Here is a 15650-nt window from a genome sequence, read left to right on the forward strand (position 1 = left end):
AATTTATATTAAGTTTTGTAACAAAATTATCGCCCCCGCCGATAGGGGGATGGGAGGGGGTTGCTTAGTTGAGCATCTTGTGCTATTATTAGATAATCGAGATATTTACAATTTTTTTATTTAGGTCAATATTTCCATTATTTAACTTGCCACTTTCATCCTAGCAGTTTTCCCCCGTCCTGTCAACCCCCTGGGCGCGGCGCGAGATTTGTTAATTTATATTAAGTTTTGTAACAAAATTATCGCCCCCGCCGATAGGGGGATGGGAAGGGGTTGCTTAGTTGAGTATCTTGTGCTATTATTAAATAATCGAGATGTTTGCAATTTTTTTATTTAAGTTAATATTTCGATTATGTAACTTGCCACTTTCATCGTAGCAGTTTTCCCCCGTCCTGTCAACCCCCTGGGCGCGGCGGGAGGTGGGCTGAATAAAAAATCAACAAAAAAAGGGGACTAGGGAGAGGGAGAGGAAGAAGAAGACGAAGTAGTAGGTGCAAACTCTGCGAGGATATGGGTTAGGGTAGGAAAGCGGGTAATTTCGCCGAAGGTAGAGGGACTAACAGGGTTTTGGTAAGTAAAATGGCGGTAATTCAAACAAAAGCGGTCCCAGTCAGCCATTTGTACGCGAAATACAATGATGAAAAAATTAGCCAACCACAGAGAGAGAGAAATGGAGAAATAGATAGATTTGTGATAGTAGGCACAAGTTTCGGCGATCGCCTGATTTAATGTCAAGGGTGGGTTTCCTAAAACCAGCCATTCAGGTTGTGGAGACTGTGGGGGATGATTAACTAAATATTGGACAACTGTAGCAATATCGGCGGCGTGGACAAAATGAAAACTCGCATCAGCTTTAAACCAGCGAATCAGATTAATCCAGCTTACCACCTGTGGTAGACCAGAGGAAAGATGGGAATAGGGTTTATCCGTATCTCCCCCCAAAACCAGGGTAGGGAAGAGAACCCGCAAGGGGGGAAAATCAGGATAGTTTTGGGAAATCTGCTGCAAACAATGATATTTTGAGCTAATATAATCGGTGCCAATTTCTCCAGCTTCGGGGATGAGTTGATTTTGGCGGTCAAGGACACTGGCTGTAGAGAAATAAATGACTTGCTGACAGCGTTGATGATCGAGGGATTTGAGTAAGTGGTGGGTACTGGTTATATTAACATCAAAGACTTCAGGTTTTCCGCCCCATGATGTGGCTGCCAAAATGGCGATATCAATGGTTTTTAATAAGTCGGAGAATTTATCAATCTCTCGCAAATCACCTAATAAAATGTGAATATCTGGTCGTTTTTGATAATCAAAGCCTAGCTTGTCTGGATTACGAACAAAAAAGTACAGTTCATAATTAGTGTGATTAATTAAACTTTCGGCGATATAGTGACCAATGCAGCCACTAGCACCAGTGATGAAAACTCTTTTGGTCATAACAAAACAAGAGGCAGGCGGACAACAGAGGAGACAGGCTAAGAGAGGGAGGGAGAAGAGGAGAGGCAGGGGGGAATCAATGATTAATGATTAATTAATTTTTCCGACCAGGGGAAACACCCCCTCTGCAAGTAACTGTTGACTATTGACGATTCTTAAAAACCAGTTTTTGGGAAGGTATATTGATGGATACCGAAAACCGTATAAGAAAGCCATTTTCTGAGAATCAATAAGATGTGACAGTTAGACATGAGTTGCCAATAGTTGATCTGCTTGTTTGGCAGTTTCAAAGAAATAGGCAACATTTTCCTCTGGGGTCTTCTGTAAAACTCCATGACCGAGGTTAAGAATATGACCTTGGTTTCCGGCTTTGCGGATAGTTTCCAAAATGCGATCGCGGATAGTTTCTTTAGATCCAAATAAAACACAAGGATCAATATTTCCTTGTACTCCCAAATGGTGACCGATGCGATTTCTAGCTTCAGCCATATCCACGGTCCAGTCAACGCTGATCAGATCAACTCCAGATTTACCCATTCTCTCTAAAATTCCGGCACTGCCGTTAATATAGAGAATCAGAGGGGTATCAGGATGTTTAGCTTTGACCTGTTTAACGACTTGCTGTTGATAGGGTAAAGCAAAAGTTTCAAAGTCCTGGGGGCTTAATTGACCCGCCCAAGAATCAAACATTTGCACAACCTGGGCCCCGGAGTCAATCTGGTAACAGGCGTAAGTGGCGATCGCAGAAGCCAGTTTACCCAAAAATTGGTGTAGCATGGCAGGTTCACTGAATGCCATACTTTTGATAATAGTGTAATCCTTAGAACTTTTGCCTTCGATGGCATAAGCTGCTAGGGTCCAAGGTGCGCCTACAAATCCTAACACGGCAGCTTTGTTGGCGACTTCGCGGCGCAGAGTTTGGAGAATTTCCCGAATAAATGGCAGGGAGGCTTCTGGTTCGATAGGATGTAGTTGGTCAATTTGAGACTGAGTGCGGATAGGCGGATCAATGATCGGACCTTTGCTTTCCACGATGTCGAAATCAATGCCTATACCGGGTAAGGGAGTCAGGATATCTGAAAATAGGATCACTCCGTCTGGCGCAAAGGCGCGGAAGGGTTGTAGGGAAATTTCCACGGCGATATCTGTTTTTTCAGAGCGATCGCGGAAGGAGGGATATTGTTCCCGCAGATCGCGATATGCTTTCATATAGCGACCCGCCTGCCGCATCATCCACACGGGGGGACGGTCTAAGACTTCACCACGCGCAGCGCGCAACAGATAAGGGGTTTGGGTCGAGTCGGTCATGGGTAATTAATGTTACTTACTAAGTCAAGGAATAATTGATTGAGCCATTTAGTAGCTTACCATTATGCGATCGTCTGGGGATATCTCTGGCATGAGGAGTTAGCCCAAGTTTGGTAAAGAATTGTAACGTTGATCTGCCATGGGCTACCACTAGGGTTTGTGGTGGTGGCGCTGGGGGATTTTTTGATGTTGACTCACCTGGTCTACTTCTGACTCGGACTTCCTCAGAGAGGGACTGGTCAAATTTTGGTTTCTAATAGGGTCGGAGACGGGTGAGAAATTTGGCATTTTTGCAGACGGGAAAATATGGCTAGGTTGAGTTTTTCATGACAACGGATAGCCGGATAGTTGGGGGACTGACTATCCCGACAAATGTTCGATTTTTTGATGAATGAATTAACAGAGGCAAAGGTTAAGGGGGTATCTGGGTCTAACTGCTGAAAATTTTGCCAGATTTGATGTTGTCTGGTTAAACTGAATTCCCCCTGGCTGGCTTGGTGCCAGGTTTGGTCAATTTGGCTCAATTCGTGACAGGGAAACTTGGCGATATCTTTGGGGGTGAGTTCCTGATTTTTTTTACCCATAATTAACAACATCATTCGATAGGTCTGACGTTCGGCTTTTTGCCAAGCACCAAAGCTGATTAAATTCCCTAGGCGATCGTAGTCGGGAGGGAGGGGGGCGATCTGAGAAGTTCTGGGATTTGTGAACATACCCATCCCTAAAGATAGGAGACTACAAATCAGGGTAAAAATAATCATTAAATATTCAGGTTTTGCCATGAATTATTTATCGGGTAGATACAACTCTTCTTAGCACTTTAATGGTGGCGATCGCCTCCTGTGCTACCTGGTCAATTTCGGCTTCTGTATTAAACCTTCCTATCCCAAATCTCAGGGAGGCATAAGCTAGATTTTCGGGGACTCCCAAGGCTTTTAAAACGTGGGAAGGTTCAATGCGGGTTGAGGTACAGGCGGAACCTGATGATACTGCCATTGTTGGCTGTAATGCTAATAGTAATGCTTGACCATCTACCCCGTCAATACTGACATTTAGGTTTCCGGGTAAGCGTTGGGTAGGATGACCATTCAGACGGATATTGTCGAGGGTTGACAGTTGATTCCAAAGGCGATCGCGTAATTGGGTTAACCGTTTGGCTTCGGTTGCCATTTCACTTAAAGCTAGTTTTACTGCTGCACCAAATCCGACAATTTGAGGGGTGTAAAGGGTTCCTGAACGGATGCCCCTTTCTTGTCCGCCGCCGTGAATTTGTGGGGCGATTTTGACGCGGGGTTGGCGACGACGCACATACAGACAACCAATACCTTTGGGTCCATAGATTTTGTGGGCAGTTAAGGACATTAAATCAATGTTCATTTCTTCGACATCTAATGGTATTTTACCCAAGGCTTGCGCCGCGTCTGTATGAAATAATATTTGGCGATCTCGACAGATTTTCCCGATTTCTGCTAGGGGTTGCAATACCCCGATTTCGTTATTAGCAGCCATGACTGAAACTAGAATTGTATCGGGTCTCAAAGCCTCTTCTAGTTCGGTTAAATCAATTAAGCCATCGGGTTTAACGCCGAGTAAAGTTACCTCAAATCCTAGGCTTTGTAAGTAATCGTAGGGGTCGAGGACTGCATGGTGTTCTGTAGCCACAGTAATTAGATGACGACCCTGGCTAAAATAGGCTTCTGCTACTCCTTTAATGGCTAAATTATTGGCTTCGGTTGCGCCGCTGGTAAAAATTATTTCGGTGGGGGTAGCATTAATGGCATCAGCGATAATTTGTCGCGCTTGTTTAACGGCGGCTTCGGTTTCCCAACCATAGAGATGATTGACACTGGCGGGGTTGCCAAAGTGTTCGGTAAAGTAGGGAATCATCACTTCTAAAACGCGCTTATCTACCGGGGTAGTAGCATGACAATCAAGATAAATAGGACGTGCAGACATGGGTGATAACTTTGATTAATACTTGAGACGATTTAGAGTGAGTAGATAGCCATAGGTTTGGTAGCAAAAGGGGGAATGATGGGGAATAATATATTGATGAAATCCCCCAGGGGTCTATCTTTAAATGAATAATCAGAATACAAGGCTGTGGGTATGGTAGCCCAAAAATCAGATCTAGGGTATGTATACACAGAATTTATATCCATAGCGCCGAGATTATTATAATTTAAAATCGGTAATTTTCCTAAAATTATGGTAAATTTACGGTCAATAGATTATAATAGGTAATATCTAAGTTTTGAGAGTTGCGATTGCTGGCGATCGCCGTTTCGCCAAGCCTACCAACATGGCTATACTGGCTAAATTCAGATTACCCCAGAGCTAACTCGGAAGAAGTCCACCAAAGCGTTGATACCCCATTAAGGGATGTGGTGACTGAGCGCCAACATCAAACTTTTGAGAACTCCTATGGTCAAAATCAATTGAGCCTAGGAGAAACCGATGATTCTGGCGCGGTAGAGATTTGGGTTGAGGAAGACGAAGTAGCCGAACTAGCTAAAATGGAGGTAAGATCATAATTGTTCAATACATCGCACAACAGATCCGATAAATCATGACTACTTTAGCACTGACTCCAGAAAATGTGGAAACCGTCCTGGATGAACTACGTCCCTATTTGATGGCTGACGGTGGAAACGTGGAAGTTGTAGAACTTGACGGTCCTATTGTCCGGCTACGGCTTCAAGGAGCCTGCGGTTCCTGTCCCAGTTCGACGATGACGCTGAAAATGGGGATTGAACGCCGTCTGCGGGAAAGAATCCCGGAAATTGCGGAAGTTGAATCAGTTATGTAATAACTGTCACTGTTAGTTTCAGGTTATGGGGGTTCTCATCAATAGCGGTGGTGGAACCCCCTAATTAGCCAGAGGGTGGCGGTTAATTGTCCAGAGGCAGTTTTTTGGGCAGAATTTACCCTATAATTTATAGGTGAGGAACGATAATAACTAAATGGGGATCGGGGAATTTCTCAGGAAAATGGGTAATTTACTCGGCTGTTTCTCCAGGAAGAGAGTTGAGTTTTGCTCTCGGAGTTGGGGGATAAACAGAGATTTCCTAAATCCATCTATCCTCAACAATTCCAACATTAAGTGCATCAATGCGTATTCTTCTGGTTGAGGACGATTTACACCTAGCAGATGCTCTGGTCGCCATGCTGACGAGCCAGAAATATCAGGTAGATCTCGTCAATGATGGACAGCAGGGATGGGAATATATCCAAAGCAGCAGTTATGATCTGGTTTTACTGGATATAGAACTACCATTGCTGGATGGTATTAGTTTATGTCACCAATTACGATCGCATAATTTCCAAGTTCCGATACTGCTATTAACGGCGCGCAATAATCAACAGGACAAAGTGAAAGGCTTAGACGCGGGAGCCGATGACTACATGGTGAAACCGTTAGATATTGCGGAATTATCGGCTCGTATCCGTGCTTTGCTGCGTCGTAGTAGCGAGGCGACATCATCAGTATTAACCTATGAAAAAATGGTTTTGGATACTAGCACCTGCGATGTTAGTTATAACGGAAAACCGCTGAAACTCACCCCGAAAGAATATGGGTTACTAGAACTATTGATGGGGAACCGTCAACGGACTTTCAGTATTGATAAAATCCTAGATAAGTTGTGGACTTTTGATGATCCGCCTTCTGCTAATACAGTCCGCGCTCATATTAAGGGATTACGACAAAAACTGAAAGCGGCTGGTGCTGGTGCTGAGTTTATCGAAACTGTCTATGGGTTAGGATATCGGCTAAATCAGAATTTGGAGAAACCCCATTCAGCGACAGCGAGGGTTAACTCAGAACCCAATGGCGATCGCCAATTCCAACTGAATCAATCGATCCAAAAAGTTTGGGAAAGATTTAGAGAGACCCTAGACGATCGCATAATCACGATTGAAAAAGCGATCGGCGCCGCCAATGATGGACAGATCAATCTGCTAATGCAACAACAGGCGCGACAGGAAGCGCACAAACTAGCGGGATCACTGGGAACCTTCGGACGGAGGGAAGGGTCAACTGTGGCTCGTGAAATTGAGTTGATCCTGCAACTTGACACCCCCCTAATTATTGAACACCTACCATCTCTGTCAATTCTGATTGGTCGCCTGCGTCAAATAGTCGAAACCGCGAGCCCCAACAATTGTACCTCTGACCAACAGCAAATCGATTCTCCCCGGCTACTAATCATTGATACCAACGAGCCATTTATCCAAAACCTAATTATAGAAGCGAGTCGTCATCAGATCCAAGCGGAAATTATCACGGAAGAAGCGACGATACGCAAAATATGCGATCGTACTCCCAGCGGTAGGGAAAAAAATATGCTTCAACTCCTCCCCTCTCCCCAAGTAGTGCTACTGAACTTTGATCGCTATCCTTTCCGTCAGCTATTAGTTGACCTGACCCAACAAAAGCCCCCCATACCGACGGTAGTATTTACGACCCAAGGAGATATCAGTAAGCGGGTAGAAGTAGTGCGGCTAGGTGGTAGTGCATTTTTAGAAAAACCTGTCACCATAGAAAGGGCGATCGCAGTAGTCAGGGATGTTTTCCGTCAGTATTATGCCATCAATACCAGGGTGATGATTGTCGATGATGACCCCCAAATGTTAGCAGCAATCCAAGGGTTACTGCAACCTTGGGGTATTCAAACCATAACCCTAGACGACCCTCGCCAATTTTGGAAAACCCTGGAATCAAGCCACCCTGACTTGTTAGTTTTAGATATAGAAATGCCGCATCTCAATGGCATTGAATTATGCCAAATTGTCCGCAATGATCCTCGTTGGCGAGGTCTCCCAGTTTTGTTTGTCACCGCCCAAACCGATCGCCAAATTCGCGAGCAAGTTTTTCAAGCCGGAGCCGATGATTATTTAACCAAACCTTTCACCGGATCGGAACTTGCTACTCGCATTGTTAATAGACTCAAAAGAACTCAGAACCTAGCCACCAGAACCGATTTTGCCTATCACTAAAACCGCTAGATATTCTAGCTATTGTATGACCTAATTCTACATAAAATAAAGTCATTTTATTTCATCTCATTTATATGCTCCATGAGGTTTTTAAAATCCAATGGCGAGAAAAAAAACTCCGAAAAAAACGAAACTCATCCAGTCACTCAAAGCAGCCAATCGACAACTCAAGCAAGAAATTGCCGATCGCCTGCGGGTTGAGGAAGCATTACGAGCCAGTTCCGAACTATTGCAAACGCTAATTAATGCTATTCCCGATCTGGTTTGTTTTAAAGATAGCCAAGGGAGATGGCTAGAGGCAAATCAAGCAGTTTTAGACCTGTTGCAATTAAATAAGATTGATTATCGTGGTAAAACTGATGCCGAAATTTTTGATATAATTAAACACGTGAATGCTTTATCTTGTTATCAAGAAATACTTTTAAATTCTCAGTGCAAAGACGAAAAAGCTTGGCAGTTACAGAAAGTCTATCAAGAAGAAGAAAAAATCCGTCAAAATGATGGCATTCTGAGAATTTATGATGTGATGAAAGTGCCACTTTTTACAGCCACGGGAGTCCGGAAAGGGTTAGTAATTTTGGGTCGAGATATTACCGCAAAAAAACAGGCAGAAGCCGATTATATTCGTTTAGCATCGATGGTAGAATCTTCGGAAGATGCGATTATTGGTAATACCTTAGATGGTATAATTATCAGTTGGAATGAAGGAGCCAAGCAAATCTATGGCTATAGTGCTTCCCAAGCCATTGGCTCTCCGATTTCGATGTTAGCTTTACCAGAAAGACCCAATGAAATGCCTCGCATTTTAACTAGCATTACAGCGGAAGGCGGTATTGATCATTATGAAACCATCCACGTCCGCCAAGATGGTGCAAATATTGATGTTTCTCTAACGATTTCCCCTATTAAAGATGCTTTAGGTCAAATTACAGGCATTTCCATGATTGCCAGGGATATTAGTTATCGTAAAAGAATTGAGTGTACCCTGGAGCAACTGCGCCACCAAAATGAGTTAATTCTTGATTCGGCGGGGGAAGGAATTTGTGGTCTCAACCAAGATGGTAAAATCACCTTTATTAATCCGGCTGGGGCGCGCATGACTGGATATGATATTAGAGAACTAATCATGAGCGATTTACGGCAGATTACTAAAGGCCATTGTCGTTCCCAGACCCCAGGGGAACCCCACCCAGATAGCCTCCAGCCCTCGCCAATTTTTGCTACCCTAGAAGATGGGAAGGTTCGCCATGTTATAGATGGGGTATTCTGGCGCAAGGACGGGACAATTTTACCCGTGGAGTATGTCAGTACCCCCATGCGACAAGAAGGGGCGATTATTGGCGCTGTGATCACATTTAAGGATATTACGGAAAGGCAAGCGATGGAAAAGATGAAGGATGAGTTTATTTCTGTCGTTAGCCATGAACTGCGTACTCCCCTGACTTCTATTCGTGGTTCTTTGGGGCTATTATCTAGCGGCTTATTAGCCTCTAGTCCGGAAAAAAGCCAACGGATGTTAGATATCGCAATGTTTAATTGCGATCGCCTCATGCGTTTAGTTAACGATATCCTTGACCTGGAGAGAATGCACTCGGGTCAGCTTCCCATGCACAAAGATTGGGTCAATCTGGCGGATTTGATGATACAAGCTGCTGATGAAATGTTACCTGTGGCGGAGAAAGCAGGGGTGGATCTCTGTGTGATTCCTCTGGAATTTAAAGTGATGGTTGATCGTGATCGGATTATTCAGATGCTCACCAATTTGTTGAGTAATTCCATTCGCTTTTCTGGCGCTAACAAGCGGATTGATTTTACCGCTAAACCACAGGAAAATGATGTTTTGATTTCGGTACGCGATCGCGGTCGTGGTATTCCACCAGATAAAATTGAGACTATCTTTGGTCGTTTTCAACAGGTGGATGCGTCGGACTCTCGACAAAATGGGGGGACTGGATTGGGACTGGCTATCTGTCGCAGCATTGTCCAACAGCATGGCGGTAAAATTTGGGCGGAAAGTATTTTTGGCGCTGGAAGTACATTTTTTGTCAGCCTACCCATTAACCCCTAAATTGATGCAAAGCAGCATCAAAATCAGAAATAGTAAAGGAAAACAGATGACAACTAAGCGAATTCTATTAATTGATGATGAGGATGACATCCGAGAAATTGCCCAACTGAGTTTGGAAATGATCGGTGGATGGAATGTAATTACTGCCTGTTGTGGCATGGAAGGGATAGAAACAGCCGAAAACGAACACCCAGACGCGATTATGCTTGATGTCATGATGCCGGAGTTAGATGGTTTTGCTACTTTTCAAAAACTACAAGCGAATCAGCAAACGAAAGATATTCCTGTGATTTTGCTGACGGCGAAAATTCAATCTAGCGATCGCCAAAAGTTTGATAGTCTCGGTGTCAGTGGTGTAATTGCTAAACCCTTTGAACCTCTTTCTTTGGCTGAAGAGGTTGCCCAAATTCTGGGCTGGACTTAACCCTATTTCCCTCCTACCTGGTATGGGCAAAAATTTTTTTGCCCCCACCATATTTTCACCACCATATTAACTTACTGTAAATTTGATCTGAGTGATAGTACAATAGTAATTGTGGTTCAATAACGCCATCATATCATTGATGAACCTGGCGATATTAATCACCCCAATTGAATAGTTTTATTACCATCAATGCACTTGCCAACCCTGGTTTTGACTACCGCGTTGAACTTTACCGCTAACGGTGTATTCTTAATTGCTTTTTTTAAGGTTAGGAATCACGATTTTCTCAAATGGATGGCTTATGGATGTTTTTCATTCGCTTTGGGATGTCTGTTATTGTTTTTGAGGTTTAGCTATGGAATTAATGTATATACACTGCCATTATCTAATATATTTCTAGCCTTAATGCCCATTTTGCTAACCCATTCTATTTTCATTTTTTTAGACAAATCTATCAATCGTAAAATCCACAAATTATATCTAATTATTGCGCTCAGTGTACTTGTTTTTAGCCTGATTTTTCTCATATCGATTATGCACCATAAGTGGATACCTGGAATCTACACATCAGCCCTAAATGCAATTCTTTACCTGATTCCAGGATTAATTGTCCTCCGAGAACCGGTGCGTAGAAATACAATTATTAGGATCATGCTTTGGCTTGATCTGATGCTGTTTATAGTTCTGATTGCCAGAACATTAATCCTCCTAAATTTCTGCCTTTCTCCGAGTACCGATGATACAATAAGCAACTTTCACATGATGGGTTTACTGCTGTTTCTGACCATCCCCTGCGTCAATGCCCAGACCCTCTGCTTTCCGGTACTCGACTTCATGGAAACCTATAGGGAGCTACTGGTAGCCAACAAAAAACTTGAGAAGTTAGCAACCGTTGACGAATTGACCGGGCTATTAAATCGCCGCTTTTTAAATTCTAGGCTAGAACAAGAGATAGCCTACCACCAGCAAATGGGCTTCCCACTCTCTATAATGTTGATAGACATAGATCATTTTAAAAAAATCAATGATCAGTTCGGACATTTAGCTGGTGATTATGTCCTCCAAAAAGTCGCGAAACTCACAAATAAATTTTTGAGAGTCAATGATTTAGCGTTCCGATATGGTGGGGAAGAATTTATGGTTTTGTTACCCAGAAGCGAAATTTCACAAGCCCTAGACATGGCAGAGGGTCTGCGGGTGAGTATTTCCCAACTGTACTTTAACCATCCTGATATCCCATCTGATTTTCAGATAACGGCTTCTTTTGGTATCTCAGAATTGACCAAAGATGTGCGATGCTTAGATGATTTATTGAAGCAAGCAGACCTCGCACTCTATCAAGCGAAGTCTCAAGGTCGCAACCAAGTTTGTATGGGATAACCCGACTTTTATTTTACCCGGTTGGGATTAAAATACAGGGCGTTGAGGTTGGCTGATAGTTATGAGTTGGCAGGTGGGTGATTGGTTGCACCGGGGAGAATATCGAGGCGATCGCTCATTTATGAAACCTTCGACCTCGTTGGTCAAGTCATGGGAGTACCCGATCGCACTACCGGATTAAAAGACTATAATTTAAGGGCGAAAGCCATTGACCAGTTAATTGGATTGTCATACCCTAAACAAAGGGGAATTGTGATCAAATAATATTAAGGTTTACGCGCCATGAAGTTCGGCTCACATTTACTAGAGAAGGCTGCCTACCTGAGCAGTGTCCTTGTCGCCTCCAGCTTGATGCTAATGGAGCCAGGTCAAGCACAAGCCGGCCGAAACTATCGGGGCCGTTGCAGTTTTTATGGTCAGAACCAACCCCAAGCACAGTCAATTGGTTGCTCCATTGAACAAAGTTCTCGGAGAATTGTGATCCGTTGGGATGATGGTTATACCACAAACCTAGAGTACGACTCGAATTCCCGTCAATGGCGATCGATACCCTCACAGTCGAGAAGTACGGTTCGCTTTTATTCAGAAACAGGGGATGTAGCTCAAGTGGAAATTCATGGAGGCCCTGGCCAGGGATTGATTGTGATTAGTCGTTAATCAGCTTGTGCGACACTAGAGCAAACATTCTGAATTATCCGCCCCCAAAACCATGATCATATTTATAGCCTGAGTGTTGTTAATAGCAACCCTAAGTCGCTAATTATCAGTCAAAAGCACAGATTTATCATCGCTGCTCAATATATGGTTTGATTACTGACCAATTAAGAACTTTGTCCCGCCGCACGCCGAGCCAGAGATAAAACGCGAGGGCGCGCCCTACCTATCAGTCCAAAGTTTAACCCATAACGGAAGATTTCCGGCATATAATAATCATCTTTTTCCTGAATGACTACGCCATTATCTAATAAGGTTTTAATTTCCTCAGTCGATAACTGAGCAGCTTCGCGGCTAAAAGGAATTTTGCGGTTAGCGTCTGCCAATTTCTGTAATTTCGCAAAAATCTTTTTTAAGGCAGTATTTTCGGTCTGAATTTCTTTTATTTTCTCCTTGCTACATTCCGGTAAAGCATCCCGAATTGCTTTAGGAATCAGGATTCGATCCTGCCACCGAGTATCATTCATAGATTTATCGGCGGCTATCTTTAAAAATCTGACCAAATCTCGCGATTGAATTTGACCGTTGAAATCAGAAAGAGCAGCCAGGACAAATTGCACAGAACGAGCTTCTTTAGATTTTTCACTACCCAATTTTTTACCCCACAGTGGGACTAAAGTATCGGTGATTTCCTCCTCGCTCATATTTGGCAATTTGTCAAGATTAATGTTAAAATCTGGAAGGGCTTTTTTGGTAACCCAAACCACTAATCTAAGTGCTTCTTGCCGATTCCATTTTAAGGCATAAGGCTGATAACGAGCCATCATCTGAGCGGCATTTTGACGCACCGCCGCCAAGACAATATCTCGCCGGACAAAAATAATTATTCCCAAAGGACGACCGGGCTGTTGCGCCAACCATTCCGGTACTTCTTGCAGTAAAGCGCGTAGAGCTTTTTGTTGATTTTCATCATTATCAAAGTTTTGAAATAAGTCTTCTAGCCCATCAATGACGACAATAAGCTGCTGTTTGTTTTTAAATAAATGGTCGGTTAATTTTCGACCCGCCCCGGCTTCCTCCGGTTTAAATCCCACCCCCCAAGCTATGACATCTAGCCAACATTCCCGCCACTGACCTTCATGGAGGTTTCCCGTCTGATTTTGTCTTATATAATCCCGAATATCGTTAGAGGATTTAGGATGAGAAAACATTAATATTTTGGCAGTTTCTCTTTGCACATTTTCGACTATTTTTTTGGCATTATCCTCTAAATTGTTTGATGATAATATGGGAGCTATCAAGGCATTATTTGTGACTGTTTCCCCAGTTTCCTGGACAAATTTTTCCCAATTTTGACGGCGAACAATTTGCATAAATGTATAAGTTTTTCCTGAACCTTTAGCGCCCACTACGACTGTAATAGGGAGTTGTCGTCGATGGTCTGAAGCCAATTGCTTTAAAGGAATCGTTGCCCAAAAATTATCGATTTGTGCTGTCTCAGCATAAACCAATTTTTCCGCAAATTCTTTAATCTGTTGTCGTTGATATTTTAAACTTAAACTAGGAAGACTTTCTGGGATTGATGCACCACTTGGACTAGGCAACCAATCTAGCAGTGGACTAACTGCATCTACAATACCCGATCGCTCTAGCTTACTCATCACCTCTTCCCAAGTAGGAGGTAAAACCAGCAAACTATCAGCAAAGGGGGTAATTACTCTGAGAATATCCCCATTGTCTTCGATAAATGTTTTGGCGGCTTCCAGCAATTGTTGTTCAGGTTCAATCACCCAATCGGTGAATTTTTTATCTTCAGGAACTTGGCTGAAAATTAAGGCGGGGAATGGGTCTTCTTCTCTGGTGGAAGGCGATCGCTCTCCAATCAGTTCTAAAACTCTCGCCGTTCCGGCGATCGATTGTCCGCTCAGGGTAGTAACAAATATCCGATAAACTCGCGGATCTAAAATTAAACCTGTCGCTAATTCTGAGAGTCCAGCCCGCAAGTCTACCAAGACCACATCGACTCCCAGATATTTCCCGAGACGGGCTAAGATATCGGTCAATATAAAAGCATTTTTAGAACCTTGGATCAGATGTTCTGGTCGAATTTCTAAAGAGGTAAATCCTGAAGTAGAGCGAAATGATGGCAGAATAAATATCCCATCAATTAAGGCATTTTGTAGGCGATCGCTCACTAATTGAATGGCGGTTTCATAATGGGGAGATTCATCACCATGAACCAATGCTAACAAGTCCGCAAAAGAAACGGGAGGATAGGGCAATCTTCGCTCAAATAACCAACTAATTCCCGGAGCTTCTAAGTCCCCATCAACTAACAGAACCGTTTGTTTTTTAGCAGTTAAAGCCTTGGCTAAGGCGATCGCATGAGTAGTCCTTCCCACTCCACCTTTAAAAGAATGAAACGCCACCACTGGGGGAAAATCTGATGGCATAATAGCCGGAGGTTCGACATTCTCACTAGGAGGAAAAAGCACTCCAGGTCTGGATAAACTCGGAGTCAGTCTAGGAGTTGGGGGGTCTTCCTCGGTTTCTTCCCAACAAATCGGCAAAATCCGTTGATTTTCATCAACACTCTCTAAGATAATATAATTATTTCGGAAGCGAGGGTCGTAGATTTCACTCAGCCAATCGTGGGCTTCTGCTTGAGTTCCCGGACGAATTCCCATGGTTAACCCGTCCCAGTAGGTTCGCGCCCAAACCAACCCGTTTGGCCATTCATTTTGCTTTTGTTTCCGCAGCAAAACTTCTTCTACATCAACCCAAGTATAAAGACGAATATCTGAGGGAATCATCGGTTTATGTTCTCCTTAATCCATTGGCTAATACTGTTTAACCACTCAACTAAAACTTTTTCATCTTCAGGCTTAATCTTAATACCATATCGCCAAACTTGATGAGCTTTTTCTATGTTTAAAGTTGAACCACCTTTGGCTAGATGAAAATTAGGAGTTTGGCTAATTGTGCTGGCGGAAATTTTCAGTTCCTTGACCCATCTATCTAGGTTATGACCAGATTCAGATAAGAGGGTTGGATCGGGAATCTGTGCTGTGGTTCGCAACTGGTTTCGTTTGAGAAAAATGCTCTTTAGCCCACATTCAACCGCATAGAATAGGAGTAAATAAGCCGAAATATGTTTAATTTGTTCAGCCGATTGAAAATGAGTATGAAAGGCTTGCCGTAAGTCGCTCACCCCGACCTGAATTTTTTGAGAACCCTGCATTTTGACTATCTTTGTTTTCAGAGGGGATAAGTAGGCGATCGCCTTTGGTTCTTTGGCTATAGCGATCACGACTGTATTTGAGAATTTTAGCTGATACATTTACGCGACATTTATCCGGCTATTGCCTGACAATGCGACGATAC

Annotated in this window: 14 protein-coding genes; 8 read left to right on the forward strand and 6 right to left on the reverse strand. The window is 43.2% G+C overall.

All coding sequences use genetic code 11. The features are described from left to right. Positions 1 to 453 precede the first annotated feature (453 nt). The 4 genes from P5683_RS13260 to P5683_RS13275 all read right to left on the reverse strand — a co-directional run bounded on the left by P5683_RS13260 (position 454) and on the right by P5683_RS13275 (position 4698). On the reverse strand, positions 454 to 1434 hold the full coding sequence (locus P5683_RS13260; protein WP_006668341.1) for an NAD(P)-dependent oxidoreductase: 981 nt from the start codon (positions 1432 to 1434) through the stop codon (positions 454 to 456). A gap of 243 nt (positions 1435 to 1677) precedes the next feature. After that, positions 1678 to 2742 (reverse strand): uroporphyrinogen decarboxylase, encoded by a 1065-nt coding sequence (gene hemE, locus P5683_RS13265; RefSeq protein ID WP_006623080.1) that lies wholly within the window; start codon positions 2740 to 2742, stop codon positions 1678 to 1680. A 239-nt stretch (positions 2743 to 2981) separates the two neighbouring features. After that, positions 2982 to 3524: a GUN4 domain-containing protein gene (locus P5683_RS13270; RefSeq protein WP_006623081.1), complete on the reverse strand. Its 543-nt coding sequence runs from the start codon at positions 3522 to 3524 to the stop codon at positions 2982 to 2984. A 7-nt stretch (positions 3525 to 3531) separates the two neighbouring features. After that, the gene (locus P5683_RS13275; RefSeq protein ID WP_006623082.1) at positions 3532 to 4698 is read right to left on the reverse strand and encodes an IscS subfamily cysteine desulfurase; all 1167 of its coding nucleotides are present in this window, start codon (positions 4696 to 4698) and stop codon (positions 3532 to 3534) included. A 305-nt stretch (positions 4699 to 5003) separates the two neighbouring features. Here P5683_RS13275 and P5683_RS13280 point away from each other — a divergent pair, with 305 nt between their 5' ends. The 8 genes from P5683_RS13280 to P5683_RS13315 all read left to right on the forward strand — a co-directional run bounded on the left by P5683_RS13280 (position 5004) and on the right by P5683_RS13315 (position 12269). After that, positions 5004 to 5276 carry a DUF3386 family protein gene (locus P5683_RS13280; protein ID WP_039932235.1) on the forward strand — a complete coding sequence of 91 codons (273 nt, stop codon included), beginning with the start codon at positions 5004 to 5006 and terminating at the stop codon, positions 5274 to 5276. Positions 5277 to 5311: 35 nt separating this feature from the next. Beyond that, on the forward strand, positions 5312 to 5551 hold the full coding sequence (locus tag P5683_RS13285) for a NifU family protein (protein ID WP_006623085.1): 240 nt from the start codon (positions 5312 to 5314) through the stop codon (positions 5549 to 5551). 302 nt (positions 5552 to 5853) lie between these two features. Beyond that, positions 5854 to 7740 carry a response regulator gene (locus P5683_RS13290; RefSeq protein ID WP_006668344.1) on the forward strand — a complete coding sequence of 629 codons (1887 nt, stop codon included), beginning with the start codon at positions 5854 to 5856 and terminating at the stop codon, positions 7738 to 7740. Between the two features lie 100 nt (positions 7741 to 7840). Beyond that, complete coding sequence (locus tag P5683_RS13295; RefSeq protein ID WP_046318656.1) at positions 7841 to 9808, forward strand: PAS domain S-box protein; 1968 nt, start codon at positions 7841 to 7843, stop codon at positions 9806 to 9808. A gap of 46 nt (positions 9809 to 9854) precedes the next feature. Beyond that, positions 9855 to 10232, forward strand: coding sequence for a response regulator (locus P5683_RS13300; RefSeq protein ID WP_006668345.1), 378 nt, complete (start codon positions 9855 to 9857; stop codon positions 10230 to 10232). A 651-nt stretch (positions 10233 to 10883) separates the two neighbouring features. Beyond that, a complete protein-coding gene (locus tag P5683_RS13305; protein WP_241081005.1) occupies positions 10884 to 11612 on the forward strand; it encodes a GGDEF domain-containing protein in 729 nt (242 codons plus the stop codon). An 81-nt stretch (positions 11613 to 11693) separates the two neighbouring features. Further along, positions 11694 to 11876 carry a hypothetical protein gene (locus P5683_RS13310; protein ID WP_111890852.1) on the forward strand — a complete coding sequence of 61 codons (183 nt, stop codon included), beginning with the start codon at positions 11694 to 11696 and terminating at the stop codon, positions 11874 to 11876. Between the two features lie 18 nt (positions 11877 to 11894). After that, complete coding sequence (locus P5683_RS13315; RefSeq protein ID WP_006623092.1) at positions 11895 to 12269, forward strand: hypothetical protein; 375 nt, start codon at positions 11895 to 11897, stop codon at positions 12267 to 12269. 164 nt (positions 12270 to 12433) lie between these two features. Here the strand turns inward: P5683_RS13315 and P5683_RS13320 are convergent, their stop codons facing one another. Continuing rightward, positions 12434 to 15079 (reverse strand): P-loop ATPase, Sll1717 family, encoded by a 2646-nt coding sequence (locus tag P5683_RS13320; RefSeq protein ID WP_315640145.1) that lies wholly within the window; start codon positions 15077 to 15079, stop codon positions 12434 to 12436. Continuing rightward, the gene (locus P5683_RS13325; RefSeq protein ID WP_006623094.1) at positions 15076 to 15606 is read right to left on the reverse strand and encodes a hypothetical protein; all 531 of its coding nucleotides are present in this window, start codon (positions 15604 to 15606) and stop codon (positions 15076 to 15078) included. Before P5683_RS13325 ends, P5683_RS13320 begins: the two co-directional genes overlap by 4 nt. Between the last annotated feature and the right edge of the window lie 44 nt (positions 15607 to 15650).

The sequence above is a fragment of the Limnospira sp. PMC 1279.21 genome, from assembly GCF_032349615.1.
In the GTDB taxonomy this organism is placed as follows: Bacteria; Cyanobacteriota; Cyanobacteriia; order Cyanobacteriales; family Microcoleaceae; genus Limnospira; species Limnospira fusiformis.

Coding starts and splice junctions, on each gene's coding strand:
- P5683_RS13325 (WP_006623094.1), bottom strand. CDS start 15,606: ATGTATCAGCTAAAATTCTCAAATACAGTCGTGATCGCTATAGCCAAA.
- P5683_RS13315 (WP_006623092.1), top strand. CDS start 11,895: ATGAAGTTCGGCTCACATTTACTAGAGAAGGCTGCCTACCTGAGCAGT.
- P5683_RS13275 (WP_006623082.1), bottom strand. CDS start 4,698: ATGTCTGCACGTCCTATTTATCTTGATTGTCATGCTACTACCCCGGTA.
- P5683_RS13290 (WP_006668344.1), top strand. CDS start 5,854: ATGCGTATTCTTCTGGTTGAGGACGATTTACACCTAGCAGATGCTCTG.
- P5683_RS13285 (WP_006623085.1), top strand. CDS start 5,312: ATGACTACTTTAGCACTGACTCCAGAAAATGTGGAAACCGTCCTGGAT.
- P5683_RS13295 (WP_046318656.1), top strand. CDS start 7,841: ATGGCGAGAAAAAAAACTCCGAAAAAAACGAAACTCATCCAGTCACTC.
- P5683_RS13320 (WP_315640145.1), bottom strand. CDS start 15,079: ATGATTCCCTCAGATATTCGTCTTTATACTTGGGTTGATGTAGAAGAA.
- P5683_RS13300 (WP_006668345.1), top strand. CDS start 9,855: ATGACAACTAAGCGAATTCTATTAATTGATGATGAGGATGACATCCGA.
- P5683_RS13270 (WP_006623081.1), bottom strand. CDS start 3,524: ATGGCAAAACCTGAATATTTAATGATTATTTTTACCCTGATTTGTAGT.
- P5683_RS13260 (WP_006668341.1), bottom strand. CDS start 1,434: ATGACCAAAAGAGTTTTCATCACTGGTGCTAGTGGCTGCATTGGTCAC.
- hemE (WP_006623080.1), bottom strand. CDS start 2,742: ATGACCGACTCGACCCAAACCCCTTATCTGTTGCGCGCTGCGCGTGGT.
- P5683_RS13305 (WP_241081005.1), top strand. CDS start 10,884: ATGCTTTGGCTTGATCTGATGCTGTTTATAGTTCTGATTGCCAGAACA.